Annotated in this window: 6 protein-coding genes and 1 pseudogene; 6 read left to right on the top strand and 1 reads right to left on the bottom strand. The window is 72.8% G+C overall.

The genetic code is table 11. From position 1 onward, the window contains the following. Positions 1-123 precede the first annotated feature (123 nt). From M1E25_RS20125 to M1E25_RS20100, 6 genes and pseudogenes are all read left to right on the top strand, one after another. Positions 124-10,965, top strand: a complete 10,842-nt coding sequence (locus M1E25_RS20125; protein WP_251417643.1) for a non-ribosomal peptide synthetase/type I polyketide synthase — start codon at positions 124-126, stop codon at positions 10,963-10,965. Beyond that, positions 10,962-12,551, top strand: coding sequence for a condensation domain-containing protein (locus tag M1E25_RS20120; protein WP_251417641.1), 1,590 nt, complete (start codon positions 10,962-10,964; stop codon positions 12,549-12,551). Before M1E25_RS20125 ends, M1E25_RS20120 begins: the two co-directional genes overlap by 4 nt. Before the next feature lie 142 nt (positions 12,552-12,693). After that, positions 12,694-13,971, top strand: a complete 1,278-nt coding sequence (locus M1E25_RS20115; RefSeq protein WP_251417639.1) for a pyroglutamyl-peptidase I — start codon at positions 12,694-12,696, stop codon at positions 13,969-13,971. 575 nt (positions 13,972-14,546) lie between these two features. After that, on the top strand, positions 14,547-14,861 hold the full coding sequence (locus M1E25_RS20110; protein WP_251417636.1) for a hypothetical protein: 315 nt from the start codon (positions 14,547-14,549) through the stop codon (positions 14,859-14,861). A gap of 114 nt (positions 14,862-14,975) precedes the next feature. Next, positions 14,976-16,012: pseudogene (locus M1E25_RS20105) on the top strand (AraC-like ligand-binding domain-containing protein). A 169-nt stretch (positions 16,013-16,181) separates the two neighbouring features. Continuing rightward, on the top strand, positions 16,182-17,216 hold the full coding sequence (locus tag M1E25_RS20100; RefSeq protein WP_372501175.1) for an aldo/keto reductase: 1,035 nt from the start codon (positions 16,182-16,184) through the stop codon (positions 17,214-17,216). A gap of 215 nt (positions 17,217-17,431) precedes the next feature. Here the strand turns inward: M1E25_RS20100 and M1E25_RS20095 are convergent, their stop codons facing one another. Next, positions 17,432-18,232 (bottom strand): thioesterase family protein, encoded by an 801-nt coding sequence (locus M1E25_RS20095; RefSeq protein WP_251417633.1) that lies wholly within the window; start codon positions 18,230-18,232, stop codon positions 17,432-17,434. Positions 18,233-18,312: the final 80 nt, after the last annotated feature.

The following is an 18,312-nucleotide window of genomic DNA, read 5'->3' as shown; positions in this document are numbered from 1 at the left end:
AGCGCGGCCGGGGACGCGCGCGACCTCGCCGCGGCGCTCGCCGGTCTCCCGCGGGCCCGGCCCGGTGACCCGTACGCCACCGAGGCCGCTCTGCGCGGCGGACGGACCTACCGCAGGCGCCTGGTGAAGGCCACCCCGCTCCCGCCCTCCACCGATGCCGCCGGACGGCCCCTGTTCGCCCACGGCTCCTGCCTCGTCGTCACCGGCGGACTGGGAGGAGTGGGAACCGAGATGCTGTCCGGACTGCTGCGGCGGTTCCGGCTGCGGCTGCTGATCCTCGGCCGCACACCCCTGCCGGAGACGGACGGAAGCAGCGGGACACCGGCCTCCGCAGCCGCCGCCCGCACCCTAGACGGCCTTGCGGCACTCGGCGGCGAGGTGCGCTACCGGAGCGTCGACGTCGCCGACGCGGCCGCGGTCACCGCCGCCGTGGAGGAGACCGAACGGCACTGGGGACGCTCGCTGGACGGCGTTCTGCACCTGGCGGGCGCCTACCGACCCGCCCTGCTGGAGCGGGAGACACCGCGGCACTGGAGGGAGTCCCTGGAAGCCAAGGCCGTCGCCGCCCTGCACCTCGCAGCGCTCGTACGGCAGCGGCCCGGCGCCCGCTTCGTGTCCTTCTCCTCCCTGCTGACCGTCACACCCTCCGCCGAGTCCGCCTCGTACGTCGCCGCAAACCGCTTCCTCGAATCCCTGCACGACCACCTGGAGACCCTGGGCGTGCCCGCTACCTGCGTGGTGTGGGGACTGTGGAGCGGCATCGGCATCAACCGCGGCAACCCGTACGAGGACGTGGCCGCCCGCCGTGGCATGCACGTGCTGAGCGCCGCCGAAGGACGGCGCCTGGCCCGGGTCGTCCTCGCCCAGCCGCCCGGCCGCTGGTTCGCCGGGCTCGACGACGCCTCGCCCGCGCTGCGCGGACTGCTGCGGCCGGACCACCCCACGCCCCTCGAACGGCCGGTCGCCCGGACCGGCCGTCCCGCCCGCGACACGGTCCTGCCGCCGCTGACCGACCTGCGCGGACTCGAGGTGCCGGTGACCGTTCTGCCGCAGCGGGCCGAATCCGCCGGCTGTCCGGCCGGGAGCGCACCCCGGCCGGCAACGGCGGCCTCTCGCTCCACCGCCCTGCCCGGTGACAGCGCGCGCATCCGCAGGCTGGTCCTCGACACACTGGCCGAAGCGGTCGGCGAAGACGTCGACGAGCAGCGGCCGTTCTACGAGATCGGGCTCACCTCCATCCAGCTCATGCGGGTGCACGGCAGTCTCGAGCAGGCCCTCGGCCGCAAGGTTGCGCAGACGGTGCTCTTCCAGCACCCCACCGCAGCCGAACTGATCGGCCATCTGACCGGCGGCGCGCAGCCGGAGACCACCGAACGGGCCGCGGCGTCCGCCGACCTCCGCGGCGACGACCGGCGGATCGCCGTGATCGGCATGGCCGGCCGATTCCCCGGCGCTCCCGACCTGGACGCCTACTGGCGGCTCGTCAGTTCCGGGGAGAAGGGCCTGCGCACGTTCACCCCGCAGGAACTGGAGGCCGCCGGCGTCACGGAGCAGCAGCGCACCCGCCCCGACCACGTCCCCGTGGGCGGGGCACTCGAGGACGCCGACCGGTTCGACGCAGCGTTCTTCGGCATCAGCGCCCGCGAGGCCGAGGTGATGGAACCCCAGCAGCGGCTCCTGCTGGAGGTCTGTCACCAGGCCCTCGAGGACGGCGGCTACGCAGGGGCCGGTGAGGACACCCGCGTCGCCGTGTTCGCCGGCACCGGGATGACCCTGCATGCCCTGCAGACCTATCTGCTCAACAACCTGCTGCCCACCCAGGACACGCAGGACCCGGTCACCGCGCTCCAGCTCGCCATCGGCAACCAGGCCGACTTCGCCGCCGGCCGCGTCGCCCACCGGCTCGGCCTGCACGGGCCCGCCGTCGGCGTGCAGACCGCCTGCTCCAGCTCGCTCGTCGCCGTGCACCTGGCCGCCCAGTCACTGCTCTCCGGCGACGCGGAAGTCGCCCTCGCCTCGGCCGCGGCCGTGCACGTGCCGCAGAACACCGGCTACCACTACGTCCCCGGATCGATCCTGTCCCGGCGCGGCGAATGCCGGGCCTTCGACGCCGCCGCCGACGGAACCGTGGGCGGCAACGGCGTCGCCGCGGTCCTGCTCAAGCGCTACGACCGGGCGCTGGCCGACGGCGACACGATCCACGCCGTCCTCCTCGGGTCCGCCGTCAACAACGACGGCGCCGGAAAAGTCGGATTCACCGCCCCCGGCGTCACCGGACAGCGCCGGGTGATCTCCCGTGCCCTGCAGTCGGCCGGGGTGAGCGCAGACACCATCGGCTACGTGGAGGCGCACGGCACCGGCACCGAACTCGGCGACCCCATCGAGTTCCAGGCCCTCACCCAGGCGTTCCGCGAGAGCACCGACCGCCGGACGTACTGCGCCCTCGGCTCCGCCAAACCCGTCATCGGCCACCTGGACAGCGCCGCCGGCATGGCCGGGCTGATCAAGACCGTGCTGGCGCTGCGGCACCGCTACATCCCGCCCCTCGCCGGATTCGAGCGGCCCAACCCGGCCATGGACGTGGACACCAGCCCGTTCTGCCTGTCCGCCACCGGCCGGTCGTGGGAGCGGGGGGAGACCCCCCGGCGGGCCGGCGTGAGCGCCCTCGGGGTCGGCGGCACCAACGCCCATGTCGTCCTGGAGGAGGCGCCGGAGCCGGAACCGGGCCAGGACGGCCCGCAGGCCGCCGCGGACGGCCCCGGCCTGCTGCCGCTCTCGGCACGCAGCCCACGGGCCCTCGCCGAACTCGCCGGTGCCTACCGGGACCGGCTGCGCACGGACCCCGCCCTGCGCCCGGCCGACGTGTTCGCCACCGCCGCGCTCCGTCGCCGGCACCACGGAAACCGGCTCGTCGTCCTGGGCCGCACCACCGGGGAACTGGCCCGCTCCCTCGACGAGTTCCTGGCCGCGGACGCCGACGGACCCGCCCCGTCGCGTCCCCGCTGGGTCCGTGGCACGGCCGCCCCCGAGGGCACCGGGCTCCTCGCGTTCCTGTACGCCGGCCAGGGCACCCAGCGCCGTGGCATGGCCCGGGAGCTCTACCACCGCTTCCCGGCCTTCCGTCGCGTCGTCGACGAGTGCGAGCAGCACTACCGCGACGCCTGGGGCCGGAGCATCACCGAGGTCCTCCTCGGCGGCGACAGCGCGGCCAACGGTCCGGACGCGGACCGGCCCTGGACGACCGACCTGACCCAGCCAGCCCTGTTCACCTTCGAGACGGCGCTCTCCCGGCTGTGGGAATCCCTGGGCGTGCGCCCCGACTACGTCGCGGGACACAGCGTCGGCGAGTACGCCGCCTTCTGCGCTGCCGGCGCCATGTCCGTCGCCGACGGCTTCCATCTGACCGCGGTACGCGGTCACGTGATGCGCCGGCGCTGCCCGCCCGGGACGATGGCGGCCGTCCTCGCCGGACGCGAGGCGGCCGAGCGGGCCGCCGACGGTCTGAGCGGCGTCGAACTCGCGGTCGTCAACGGCGCGACGAGCCACGTCCTGGCAGGGCCGCCCGAAGAAATGACCGAGGCCGTGCGCCGGCTGGAGGCCGCGGGGCACCCGGTGCGCCTGCTCCCCGGCGACCGCGCCTTCCACAGCGCGCTCGTGGAGCCGGCCCTCGAGGAGTTCCGGTCCCACCTGGAACAGGTGCGTCTGGAACCGCTGCGGATCCCGCTGGTCAGCAACCTGGGCGGGGAGCTGCTGCCGGCCGGTCACACGCCGGATGCCGGCTACTTCCTCCGGCAGACCCGTCACTGCGCCGACTACGCGGCGGTCCTGTCCCGGCTCGCGGCCCTCGGCACCACCACCCATCTGGAGATCGGCCCGGACGCCACGCTCACCTCGCTCGGCCGGCGGGCGCTGCCGTCCGCCGGATGGACCGCGTCCCAGCCACGCGGCGAGAGCGGCACGGAGGGACTGCTGAAGGCCGCCGCGCTGCTGCACTGCGGCGGAACCGCCCTCGACTGGGGCGCGTTCGCCGCGCCCGGCGAACCGGGCCGCCATGTGCGCCTGCCGCTCCACCCCTTCCACGGCACGTCCCACTGGATCAGTGCCGGCACCGACCACCGGCCGGCCGGAGGCCCCCCGATGACGAACGAATCCGTCGCCCCCCAGCCGGACCCGCACCCCGACCGGCGGGCGTCGCAGGACGAGCTGCAGGCCCGCATCCTCGATCAGGTACGGGAGCTGGCCGCCGATCAGCTCTCCCTGCCGGTGGAGGAGGTCGCTCCGGAGGTCGCCTTCTTCGATCTCGGCGCCGACTCCCTGCTGATGATCAACATGATCCGCCGGCTGGAGAAGGCCTTCGGAGTGCGGATCGCGATGCGTGAGCTGTTCGAGGAAGCCGACAGCCCCGAGCGGCTGAGCGCACTCCTCGCCGAGCGGGTCTCCCCGGAGCGCGCGGCGACGTTGCGGGGCATGCCGGACGAGGCACCCGCCGCAGCAGCCGGGGGAGCGTGCGCGATCCCGGCCACGGTCCCCACCGTCCCCACGGCGCCCACGGCGCCGAGCGGCTCCGCGCCGCTGCCCGTCACGGCCGCCCCGGCCGATCCGGCCACCCAGGCCGAGGCGACCGCCGCACCGGAGGCGGCCCCCGCGCCCGTCCTGCCTGCCGCTGCGCCCGCATACGCCGCGCTGCCCGCCCCGGTCACACCGCCGGCCGCCGTTCCGGATCCGGGACTGCCGGCCCTGCCCGCTGCCGGCGCGCCGGTGGCGGTCTCGGAGGCAGGCCGACTGGTGGACCGTCAACTCGAGCTCATGGCCGGGTTCTCACAACTGATGAGCAACCAGCTCGCCCTGCTCGGCGGAACGCCCGCGGCCGGCCCCGTCCCGGCCGCATCACCAGCCCCGCCGGTCACCGCCTCGGAACCGGTCCACGCCCCCACCCCGACGGAGGCAACCGCGCAGTCGGCTCCGGCAGCGACACAGCAGGCCCCCGCTGCGGCCCCGGCGCCCGCTGCCGGACCTGCCGCCCCCGCCGCCGCACCGGCCCCCACCCTGCACGGCCCCCGCGTCGCCGTCCCCCGCGGCTCCGGCATGGCTTCCGGGAAGCTCACCTCCGGGCAGCAGGCCCATCTGGACGACCTCACCCGGCAGCTGACCGAGCGCACCGCCGGCTCGAAGGCGAGCACCCAGCGGTACCGCAAGGTGCTCGCCGACAGCCGAGCCGTGGTCGGATTCCGCAGTGCCACCAAGGAGATGCAGTACCCCCTGGCCGCGCGCGCGGCCCGCGGAGCCCACCTCGAGGACGTCGACGGAAACCGCTATGTCGACATCACCATGGGCTTCGGTGTGCTCCTCTTCGGCCACGAGCCCGAGTTCGTCAACGACGCCGTCAACCGGTACCTCGCCGACGGCATCCGCCTCGGCCCGCGCAATGAGGAGACCGGACGGGCCGCCGAGCTCCTCGCCGGACTCACCGGCTTCGAGCGGGTGGCTTTCGCCAACTCCGGTACCGAGGCGAACTCCGCGGCCATCCGCCTGGCCCGGGCCGCGACCGGCCGGGACACCGTCGTGATGTTCCAGGGCTCCTACCACGGACATGCCGACAACGTCCTCGGCCGCCCCGTCCTGGAGAACGGGCGACGCGAGACCGTACCGGTCTCCACCGGCATCCCCGCGGGCGCCGTCGGCGACCTCGTGGTCCTCGAGTACGGCGCCCCCGAATCCCTCACCGCGATCGAGGAGATCGCCGGCCGGGTCGCCGCAGTCATGGTCGAGCCCGTCCAGAGCCGCCACCCCGGCCTGCAGCCCAAGGAGTTCCTGCACTCCCTGCGGAAACTGACCGAACGCCACGGCATCGTGTTGTTCTTCGACGAGATGCTCACCGGATTCCGCCCCCACCAGCAGGGCGCCCAGGGCGTCTTCGGCGTCACCCCCGACCTCGCCACCTACGGCAAATGCCTCGGCGGCGGCTATCCCATCGGGGCCATCGCCGGCCGGGCCGACCTCATGGACGGCATCGACGGCGGCCACTGGAGCTACGGCGACGCCAGCTACCCGCCGCGCGACACCACCTTCTTCGGCGGCACCTACATCCAGCACCCCGTCGCGATGGTCGCGGCCGAAGCGGTCCTCGGCCACCTCCAGCAGCAGGGCCCCGGTCTCCAGGAGAACCTCAACGCGACCACCGAACGGCTGGTGGCAACCCTCAACCGGTTCTTCGAGGACGAGGAGTTCCCCGTCCGCATCGCCCACTTCGGCTCGCTGTTCCGGTTCGAGTACCGCGGCAACCTCGAACTGTTCTTCCACCACCTGCTGCTGCGCGGCGTCTACGTGTGGGAGTGGCGCAACTTCTTCCTCTCCACCGCCCACAGCGAGCAGGACCTCGAATTCCTCGTCCACGCCGTGCGCAACGCCCTGTTCGACATGCGCCGCGGCGGATTCCTCACCCCCGCTGGTGCCCCGCGCCCCGTACCGCCGCACGCACCAGCGCTCCCCGTGCCGGCCGGCCCGGCGAAGCAGGCCCCCGCGCCCGTCTCCGGCCACCCGGATCCTGCAGCGGGCGACCTGCCCGACAGCGGCACGGCCGCCGGTACCCTGCCCGCCCCCCGCACCCCGGCCAATGCGCCCGCCCGCCGGCCGCGCCGCGCGGGCTCGCCCGACTTCAGTCTGTACTTCTTCGGCGACTATCCCCGGGAGAGCGAGAGCGACGACAAGTACCGCATCGTCCTGGACGGTTCCCGCTTCGCCGACCGGCACGGCTTCACCGGGGTGTGGCTGCCCGAACGCCACTTCCACTCCTTCGGAGGCGTCTTCCCCAACCCGGCCGTCCTCGGCGCCGCCATCGCCCGCGAGACACAGAACATCCGCATCAACGCCGGCTGCGTCGTCCTGCCCCTGCACCACCCGGTGCGGGTCGCCGAGGAGTGGTCGGTCATCGACAACCTCTCCGGCGGACGGGTCGGCATCGGCTGCGCCAGCGGCTGGCACCCCAACGACTTCGTCTTCCAGCCCGACAGCTACGGCCGCCACAAGGAGGTGATGTACGAGCACCTGCGAACCGTGCAGAAACTCTGGCGCGGCGAGGAGATCCCCGGCCGCAACGGCCACGGCGACGACATCGCCCTGCGGCTCTTCCCCAGGCCGGTCCAGGACATGCCGCCGTTCTACACCGCCATCGTCGGCAACCCCGGCAGCTACCGGGAGGCAGCCCGCAACGGCATCGGCGTCATCACCAACCTGATGACCCAGTCCGTGGAAGACCTCGCCCGCAACATCGCGCTCTACCGCAGCGAGCGGGCCGCAGCAGGTCTCGACCCGGCCGCCGGGCGGGTCGTCGTCCTGCTGCACAGCTACCTCGGCGCGGACGTGGAACGCGCCCGCGCCGAGGCCCTGCCCGCCTTCAGCCGCTACATGCGCTCCTCCCTCTCCCTGTTCGGCCAGGTCAGCAACAGCCTCGGCATGGAGATCGACTACAAGAACACCCCCGAGGAGGACCTCGAGTTCCTCCTCGGCCGGGCCTTCGAGCGGTACTGCCACGAGCGCGCCCTCATCGGCACCCCCGACAGCGCCGCCCGGGTTCTGGACACCGTCCTGGCCGCCGGCGCCGACGAGATCGCCTACTTCGTCGACTTCGGCGTCACCCCCGACCAGGCCCGCGCCTCACTGCCGTACCTCGACGAACTGCGCCGCCGCTACCAGGAGACCCCGGCCCCCGAGGCCGGTCCGGCCCCGGGTGAGCCCGCCGGCGAGCCGCTGTCCCACGCCCAGCAGCGCATCTGGTTCCTCGACCGGCTCCACCCCGGACGCACGTCGTACAACGAGTGCTCCGCCGTCCGGCTGGACGGCCCCCTGGACACCGGTGCCCTGCGCACCGCACTGCAACAGGCCGTCGAACGGCACCCCGCGCTGCGCACCGTCTTCCGTGAACAGGACGGAGAACCGGTGCAGATCGTCCTCGACGACCCGCACGACGGCCCGGAACTCCTCGACTGCACCGGTCAGGACGAGGAATCGGCGCTGAACCGCATCGTCGCCGAGGAGAACACCCACCGTTTCGACCTCGCCGAAGGCCCCCTGCTGCGCACCCGGCTGCTGCGTCTGTCCGGCAACCGGCACGTCCTGGTGCTGACCGTCCACCACATCGTCTTCGACAGCGTGTCCGCCGCGGTGCTCACCGCCGATCTGAGCGAGCTGTACGCCGCCGCCGTCGAAGGACGCCCCCACCGGCTGCCCCCGTCCTCCCGGGCCGGCGCCGGATTCGGCGAGCGGGAACGCCGGGCAGCCGACAGCGAGGACGGCCGTCGCAGCCTGGAGCACTGGCTGCGGCAACTGGACGGCGCACCGCCGTACCTGGAACTGCCCGCCGACCGCCCGCGCCCAGCGGTTCCGAGCGGCCAGGGAGGTTCCGTCCACGCCCGGTTGGATGCCCGGATGACCACTCACCTGCGCGAGTTCGGCCGCCGCCGGCGGTCCACGGCCTTCATGGTCCTGTTGACCGCCTTCTGCGCCACCGTCCAGCGGCTGACCGGCCGCGACGACATCGTCGTCGGCACACCGGTCGCCAACCGCCCGGCCGGTACCGAGAACCTGGTCGGGTTCTTCGTCAACACCCTGGCGCTGCGAACCGACCTCGGCGGCGACCCCACGTTCGAGGACGCCCTGGCCCGCGTGCGGGCCACCGCCTTCGAGGCGTACGAGCACCAGGAGCTGCCCTTCGAGCGGCTCGTGCGCGAGCTCAACCCGGAGCGGGACCCCTCCCGCACCCCGGTCGTCCAGGTGTGCATCGAGTACGAGACCGAGCCGGTCCTGGAACTGGACCTGCCCGGAATCCGGGCCACCGCCCTCGACATCCCCACCCGGAAGGCGCCCTTCGACCTCACCCTCTTCCTCACGGATCTGGACGACGGCCTGCGCTGCCGCGTCGAATACAGCACCGACCTGTTCGACGAGGCGACCGTACGAGGCTTCCTCGCCCTCTTCGAAGCCGTCCTCGCCGCCGGCCTGGAAACCCCCGGCCGGACGCTCTCGGAGCTGATCCGGACGGACACCGCGGAGGCGAAGCCCGTGCCCCGGGACGGGACGGCCGCCCCCTGGACCGAGGCGTACGACGGCACGGCACCCGGGGAACCGCTGCACCACAGGTTCGCCCGCCGGGCAGCAGCCGACCCGGACGCCCTCGCCGTCACCGGTGACGGAACCCGACTGACCTACGGCGACCTCGACCACCGGTCCGCCGCGCTCGCCCGGCGCATCCGGGAGGCGGGCTGCGGACACGGCGGTGTGGTCGGCCTGCTCCTGCCGCGCGGCCCGCAGTGGGCGGTTGCCGCCCTGGCGGCCGTCCGGGCCGGAGCCGTGTATCTGCCGCTGGACCCCACCCTTCCCGCCGAACGCCTGGCCTGGATGCTCCGCGAGAGCGGCGCCCGGCTGCTGCTGACCGGCGACAAGCCGGAGACAGCCCCGGCGGCCGGAGCCGTCCCCGTGCTCACCGTGGGGTCCGGCACCGAGCGGGAGCCGTACCTGCCGTTCGAGGACGCCCAGCCCGCACCCGGCGACCTGCTGTGCATCCTCTACACCTCGGGGTCGACCGGGCGGCCCAAGGGGGCCGGCATCCGCCACTCCGCCATGGCCAACGTCGCGGACTGGCACCAGCGCGAGTTCGCCACCGGCCCGGCGGACCGGGCGAGCTGGATCTCCAGCCCGGGATTCGACGCCAGCAGCTTCGAGCTGTGGGCCCACCTCGCTGTCGGGGCGAGCGTGCACACCGTGCCCGACGCGGTGCGCACCGCGCCCGAGGCGCTGCGGGACTGGCTGCTCGCCGAGGGCATCACCAGTTCGTTCTTCACCACTCCGCTGGCCGAGCTGCTGCTGGACCTCGACTGGGCCCCCGGCGCCGGCCCGCGTCTGCTCGTCACCGGCGGCGACCGGCTGCGCAAGTGGCGCCCGGCCGGCGCACCGTTCCGGCTCGTCAACATCTACGGGCCCACGGAGAACACGGTCCTGTCCACCTGGGCCGACGTCCCCGAACAGCAGGGCCGCGAGGGCCTGCCACCCATCGGCCGGCCCCTACCCGGAACCACCGCCCTCGTGCTCGACCGCGGCCCTCACGGACTGCGTCCCCTGCCATCCGGGACAACGGGCGAGCTGTACGTCGGCGGGGCCCAGCTCGCCTCCGGCTACATCGGCCGGCCCGAGCTGACCCGTGAACACTTCGTCACCGACCCGAGCGGCCGGATCCCGGGGGATCTCTACCGCACTGGCGACCTGGTGCGACGCCGGGCCGACGGGGAGCTGGAGTTCGTGGGCCGCGCAGACCGGCAGGTGAAGGTCCGCGGCCATCGGGTCGAGCCCGGCGAGGTGGAGCACGCGCTGCTGCGGCTGCCCGGGGTCGAGCAGGCCGCGGTCGTGGCCAGGACCGACCGGGACGGCCGGCCCTGCCTGACCGGCTACGTGGTGCCGGCCGAGCCAGTCACCGCGGCGGACGAGCGGCGTGCCGGACAGCAGATCCGTGAGGCCCTCGGCCAGTGGCTGCCGGACCACATGGTCCCGCAGGCCTGGGTGTTCCTGGCCGGTCTGCCGCTCAACACGAACGGCAAGGTGGACATCCCCGCCCTGCCGGGGCCGGACTTCTCCTCCGGTGCAGCCGACTGTCCGCCGGCGACCCCGCTGGAGCGCCGGGTGCACGACCTGTGGGCGGCCGAACTCGGACTCGAGTCCGTCCCCGCCGACCGCTCGTTCTTCGAACTGGGCGGCCACTCCCTGACAGTGGTCCGTCTGCTCAACCGCATCCGCGCCGAGCTCGGCACCGAAGTACAGGTGCTGGACTTCTTCCGAGCGCCGACGATCCGCGGCACTGCCGCACGTATCCGGGACGAGCAGCAGACCGCAGCCGGTCCGGACACCGGCCCGCCTGTTCCGGCCGAGGACCGGCAGCCCGCTCCCCGTCCCGCCGAGCGCGTCAGGGGGACCCTGTGACCGCCACCGGCACACCGGCCCCCCGCAACGGGCAGCAGGACCCCCGGGCAGAAGGGGGCGGCGAACTGCTCGAACTGCTCGGCCTGCTGCGGGAGTCGGATGTCCGCCTCACCGCCGACGGCGACACCCTCGGCTACGACGCGCCCGCCGCCGCCGTCACCGACGACCTGCTGTCCGGCCTGCGGAAGCACAAGGGCGAACTCCTGCAATGGCTCACCGCGCCCACCGCCGGCCCGCAACCCGAGACCAGCGGCCCGGCCACCGTCTACCAGCGCCGCATGCACCAGCAGCACACCGGCGGGCAGAACCCCGCCGGATTCAACGTCGCCCAGCGCATCCCGATGACCGGGCCGCTGGATGCCGACGCCCTCGGCCGGGCCCTGACGGCCCTCTCCCGGCGGCAGTCCGCCCTGCGCTGCCGCTTCATCGGTTACGGCACCCGGCTGGTCCAGGAGGTCGTGCCCGTTGCTCCCGTACCGGTTCCCGTCACCGATCTGCGCACCCTCCTGCCAGGGGAACACGAACAGACAACCCGGGAGTGGGTCCGGTTCCATGCCGAGCAACCCTTCGACCTGGCCACCGCACCGTTGTGGCGCACGGCACTCCTGCGCTCCGCCGACGATCAGTGGGTGCTGCTGGTCGTCGTTCACCACATCGTCATCGACGGCTGGGGACTGGACGTCCTGCTGCGCGACCTCGGCGCCCTCTACGCCGCCGCCCTGCGCACCCCCGGCTCCGGGCTGCCCACCGACGCCGGGGCCGGCCTGCCGCCGCTCACCGTCACCTCTCCAGAGGTGGGGCGATGGCAGCAGCAGCACCTCGCCGGACCGCGCGGCCGGGAGCTGCGCGCCCACTGGCAACACGTCCTGGCCGGAGCGGAGCTGAGGGCCGCCCTGCCCTACGACCGTCCCTGCCCCGAGCAACCCACCGGACGGGGCGGCGACGTCACCCTGCGCATCCCCCGGGAGCCGGCCGCCCGGCTGCGCGCACTGGCCGCCGGCCACGGCACCACCGTGTTCACCGTCCTTCTGAGCGCCTTCGGGATCCTGCTGGGACGGCTCACCGGCCGGGCGGAAACGCTCGTCGCCTGCAACATCGCCAACCGCATCCGAAGCGAACACGAGCCGCTGGTGGGGCACTTCACCAACAACGTGATGCTCCGGCTGGGCTCCGGCGGGACGGGGCCGGCCGGTGGCGGGGGCAAGACCGGCGGCTTCGGGGCCCTCGTGGCCGAGACCGCGCAGACGTTCTTCGCCGCGGCCGACCACCAGGACTATCCGCTGCCGATGCTCCGCGCCGACCTCACCGAACGGCAACTCCTGGACGATTCGCCGTTCCCGCAGGTCATTGTGGTCATGCAGACGCAGGGCATCCCGGTGCTGGACCTGCCGGGCATCACCAGTGAGGTCCACGACGTCGCGGTCAACCGCGCGGTGGCCGAGCTGTGCCTGGTGCTGACGCCCGACGCCGACGGGATCACGTGCACCCTGAACTACGCCGCCGACCTCTTCGAGCACCCCACGGTCGAGAGGTGGGGCGCGGACTACCTCGAGCTGCTGAGCGAGGTGGCCTGCAACCGACCGTGACACCCCGGGGGCCGGAAGACCGGGCGGATCCGGCAGGACCGGTCTGCACCGGGTCCCTTGACGCTGTGAAAGATCCGCAGCAACATCCACCGTTGCGCCCATCCGCTCGATGTCCGACACGACCGGACCGAAAGGACCTCCCATGCGTCCACACCCACCCACCCGTCTCGTCGTGATCGGCGTCGTCATGGCGGCCTGCGCACCCCTGACCGTGGCCGCCCCCGCGGCGGCGGAGGCCTCCGCGGGTGCGGAACTCACCGTCGAGGAACAACGGCTGACCGGACCCGTCCCGGAGGAGATCCTCCAGCGCAGCGGCTTCGACCAGGTGGCGCCACTGTTCACCCGGGCACTCGCACACGTGCGCACCGAGGCAGGAGCACAGCGCCTGGCCACCACGGCAGGAAAGGCTCTGTGGCGGAGGGCGGTGGACAGGGCCCAGGGACGCGGCCCGGCGGGCGGCGACCTCAGTCGCGACGACGACCGCCCCCTGTACTGGGCCCGCCTCGGCATGACCAAGGCCGTGCGCCAGTGGCAGCCGTCCTTCGCCCTGGACGACGCCGGACACCAGGGCATCATCGACCGGATCGAACGCTCCTCGCGCGGCCAGGACACGATCGACCTGCCGGCCGGTCACGACGTGAAGCGGATTGTCCTCACCGGATTCGACCCCTTCCAGCTCGACGCGGACGCCCGCCGCAGCAATCCCTCGGGCGCCGCGGCGCTCGCACTCGACGGCGTCACCGTCCGCACCGCCTCCGGCCCGGCCCGCATCGAGACCGCCGTGTTCCCGGTGCGCTGGGAGGACTTCGGCCAGGGCACCGTCGAGAAGACGCTGCTCCCGCACTTCCGCAAGGGCCCGCGCGACGCCGACATGTTCACCACCATCAGCCAGGGGAGGGTCGGCCGGTTCGACGTCGAGCGTTTCAACGGCGCCTGGCGCGGCGGCTATCCGGACAACAACCGGGCGTCCCTGACCGAGATGATCCCCGTCCCCGAGGGGCTCCCGACCGTCCACCCCCAGCCGCAGTGGACGACCACCTCCCTGCCGTACAAGAAGATCGTCGAAGCCGGCACCGGCCGCTTCCCGGTGTACGACAACACGGCCGTCACCGAGATTCCGGCAGGGCAGAGCGAGCCGGTCAACCGGCCGGACGGCCCCACCGAGGGTTCCGTCGCCCGCGCGGGCGGCGGCGGCAACTACCTGTCCAACGAGATCGCCTACCGGGCGACCCTGTTGCGTGACGCGCTGCGCCTGCGCATCCCCGGCGGCCATCTGCACACGCCGGTCCTGGAGTTCGGCGAGGGGAACACCGACCCGGCGACCGGTGACGTCACCGACGACACGTTCGTCGCCAACCGGCTGGCGATCACGGCGCAGGTCCGCGCCGTGATCGAGGAAGCGGCCGGCACGCTGGACTGAACGGGGACCGGAACGTTGCGGTGGCCGGCCGCGGGCGCGGACCGGCCACCGGCGTCCTGCTGTGCCCGGGGGCACCGCGGCGGGTGGGCTCCCGGCGTTCCCCCGGGTGGGGGCTCGGTTCAGTCGAAGAACCCCTCGACGACCTCCTCGGCCGCCTCACCGGCGACCTCCTCCACCGTCTCCTCCACGATCTCCTCGATGAACTCGCCGAAGATGTCGTCCACGTCCGACCCCTTTTCTCGGTCTCCTCGGCCCCTCTTTCACCAGGGGCGTTCCGGTGCGGCCGGTGTCCAGGCCCGGCCGACTGACGCCCGTGGTCGTTCACGGCCGCATCAGCAACCACTCAACGCACGTTCCCAGCAGAGGAGTTCCCGTCCGTTCGCCGGATTCTCCGGTCCACGGCGGCGGCTCCCGGCAGTGGACCGACGGCCAAGAGACTCTGCACGCAGTGCACAGGACAACGCGGGAAAACCCGGGGATCCTGAGGCACGCGAAAAGCCGGCGCGTCCCCGTAGTGCCGCCCGGCCTGCCCGCCGCCGCGCCTCTCGTCGGGGCGCTCCCCGGAAGGAGCGCATGTGAACTGGCACCGCTTTTCCCCCCGGCGCCGCAGAAGCACCTCGGACACGGTGGTCGTGCCACCCTGCGCCTCGGTGGAAGCCATGCCGACGGCCTTCTCTCCGCTGATCACCCAACTGCTCGCCGTGCACGCACACACCCGGCAGATCAACCGTCTCGCCCAGCAGGAGGTGCACCGCGCGGAGTTCCGGCTCACCGCCCGCGCCGTCGTCAGCCAGTTGCTGGAAGCCTGGGCTCACCAGACCGACGGGCGGGGCACGATCGACGACCTGCTGGTGGAGCCCTGTTCCTGGACGCAGCTGCACGAGGGCTGAGAGGACCTCCACGCACCTGCAACGAACATCGCCTTCACGTCATACCCGGTGTCACGGGGCCCATGGCCGCTTATCCTTTCCCCGCGCCTTTCGCGAGGGCACAGGGGGAGTGACATGCTGGCCGAGACGGTGTACCGGAGCGAGGACGTCGATGCCGAGGACCGCTTCGATCTGTGGCGCGAACTGATGAGTGACACGCATGCCCCCTGGATCTGACGACCGACCACGCCGTCGACTTCACCGCCCATGTGCGCTGCATCCAACTCGGCCCTGTGGCAGTGTGGCCGGCCACGTTCCGGCCGGTGACGTGGCGGCGGACGCCCAAACTCATCCGGCAGTCCGATCCGGAGACCTACCACATCTCGCTCGTGCTGCAGGGCACCGGCGTGGTCAGCTGGGGCGGGCATCAGCGCTCCCTCGGCCCGTACGACCTGCACAACAACCACTCCTCGCGCCCCTACGACATCTGGTCCGACGGGTCCGGTCCGGAGCGGCTCCTCAGGACGATCGGCGTCGAAGTTCCCAAGAGCGTGCTTCCGCTGCCCCGCGGTCGGGCGGAACGCGTCGTCGGTCTGCCGATGTCCGGACGTGAAGGCATCGGAGCCCTCCTCACGCAGTTCCTCCTCCGCCTGGCCGCGGACGCGGGCACCTATCAGCCCGGCGACGCGCCCCGGCTGGGCACGGTCCTGACCGACCTGTTCGCCGCCGTCTGGGCGCAAACGCTCGAGGCGGAAGGGTGCCTGCAACCGGAAAGCCGTCACCGGACACTGCTGCTGCGTATGAAGGCCTTCGTCCAGCAGAACCTGCACGACCCCGCGCTCTCCCCGAGCACGGTCGCCGCCGCACACCACATCTCCTTGAGCTACCTGCACCGCATCTTCCACGAGGACGGCGTCACCGTCGCGGCATGGATCCGGACCCGGCGTCTGGAGCGGATCTGCCACGACCTCGCCAACGTCGACCTGCTCGCTGTCCCCATCCACGCCGTGGCCGCCCGGTGGGGCTTCCCCCGGCCAGCCGAGTTCAGCCGGGCCTTCCGCGCCGCGTACGGCATCGCTCCCCGCGACTATCGTCACCAGGTCCTGCGGGCCGGGGCGCTGCCGGCCGCGGTGAACAGGGGCTCCGACGACGGCGGCTCCCCGACGCAATGACGTCGGCCCGCGACGGAGACGACCGCACGATCCGTGACGCTTCGATGCCTTCGCCCGTATGCGTGACCTCTCTGATGTGGACGATCGGCCGGGTCCGCAAGCAGCATGGACACCGCTGCCGGGCCCCGCCCGGCAGCGCAACAGATCGACGACACCAGGAGTGGCAACAGTGGAGTACCGCACACTGGGACGCAGCGGTTGCAGCGTCTCGGCCCTCACGCTCGGAACGATGACGTTCGGCAACGAAACCGACGAAGCCACCGCGCACGCCCAGCTCGACCGTTTCGTCGAGGCCGGCGGGACCCTCGTCGACACCGCTGACGTCTACAACGCCGGGGTGTCCGAGGAGATCATCGGACGCTGGCTCGCCGACCGTCCGGCCGATGTGCGCGACCGGGTGACCATCGCCACCAAGGGCCGGTTCCCCATGGGCACCGCCCCCAACGACGTGGGCCTCTCGCGTCGCCATCTCGACCGTGCACTGAACGCGTCCCTGCGGCGGCTCGGCGTGGAGACCGTCGACCTCTACCAGGTCCACGCCTGGGACCCGTTGACGCCGATGGAGGAGACGCTGCGCTTCCTCGACGACGCCGTGCGCCAGGGGAAGATCCACTACGTGGGTTTGTCGAACTTCACCGGCTGGCAGGTGCAGAAGGCCGTCGACATAGCCGACTTCCGGGGACTCAGCAGGCCGGTGACCCTTCAGCCGCAGTACAACCTGCTGGCCCGGGAGATCGAGTGGGAGATCGTGCCGGCCTGCGCATCCGAAGGCCTGGGCCTGCTGCCGTGGAGCCCGCTGGGCGGAGGTTGGCTGACCGGTAAGTACCGGCGGGACGAGCGGCCCGTCGGCGCGACCCGGCTCGGCGAGAACCCGGAGCGCGGTGTGGAGGCCTACGACCGGCGGAGCAGGGTGGAACGCACCTGGGCCGTCGTGGACGAAGTGCACGCGGTCGCCGGGGAACGCGGTACGACGCCGGCGCAGGTCGCGCTGGCCTGGCTGGTCGACCGGCCCTCCGTGACGTCGGTCATTCTCGGGGCACGGACCGTCGAGCAGCTCGACGACAACCTCGGCGCGGCCGGCCTGCACCTGTCCGAGAAGGAGCGGGAGCGGCTGGACGCGGTCAGTGATCCGGGGGCGGCCGACTATCCGTACGGCGGTCCCGGCACGGAGCAGCGCAGCCGGAAGATTGCAGGAGGCCGCTGAGCGGAAACCAACGCCGGGCGGGCTGCACTGCGGGACCGCCCGGCGTCCGTCGGCCCGGGGCCCGTGTATGCGTCTGACGTTCGCGCCCGGGCCGTCAGTGGTTCCCGGGAACCACCGCGCTCACGGTCGACCACGACGGCCCGTCCGGGAGTTCGACGGGCGAGCCGGTGGGGCGGGAATGCGCCGGGAGCCGGTCCCGGTCCTCGGTGCCCCTGCTACCGCGCCGCGACGAACAGACTCTGCACGCTCCGCCCGATCGGCCCCTTCTCGTCGTGCAGCGAGGCGTCCGCGGTTCCGATTCCGGCGGTGTCGATACTGGTCCTGGCCTGGACGCACACCCATTCGCCGATCGGATGCCGGTGAAGGTGAACCGTCAGGTCGGGATTGACGAAGACGTGCGTGCGGAAGTCCAGTTCACTGCTGATCCCGTTGCCGGAGTCCGCGGCCACCAGAACCCGCTCCAGCGCCCCGGTCTCCTCCCCGGCGACCAGCGGGACCCTCGGCCGCATCCAGCAGGTCGCCGGCCCGCGCTCGGTGAAGGAACCGGCGGCGAAGCGCAGTTCCATCGCCGTGTGATAGCCCACGTCCCACGGCACGTCGAAGAACGGCAGCTCGGCCGAATCCTGCCACGGCAGGACCGCAGGCCCTTCCAGCACCTCGGGGACGGACTCCGCGGTCCGGCGGATGCGCAGCGCACGGGCCCGCATCACCGCCTCGCCGCCCTCGGGGGTCAGCGAGGCCTCCAGCAACTCGGTGCCCCGGCCCGCCCGTACGACCTCGACCGAGATCTCCAGCGGCCGGATCGGGACGGGTCGCAGGATCTCGTAGGTGATCCGGGCCAGGCGCATGTCGTCCCGCCCGTCCGGCCGTCGTTCCACGGACCGGCCGAGGAGCGCGGCGGGCGGACCCGCGTGCTGCGACGCGGCGTCCCAGGGCCCGCGCGTGAACGCTGTCGGCGCGTAGCGGTCCGCGTCCGTCCGCACGTAGAAGGCGGTTTCCCCGGACGATGCACTCATGCCTTGCCCCTCTCCCCGCGGCCCGGCCGACCGCTTGGTTACCTATCAGTAGCAGAGGTTGGACGGCGGCGGGAACCCGT

Origin of the sequence: Streptomyces meridianus (assembly GCF_023703325.1) — a bacterium.
GTDB classification, from domain to species: Bacteria; Actinomycetota; Actinomycetes; order Streptomycetales; family Streptomycetaceae; genus Streptomyces; species Streptomyces meridianus.
This window is presented reverse-complemented; position numbering and strand designations above follow the sequence as displayed.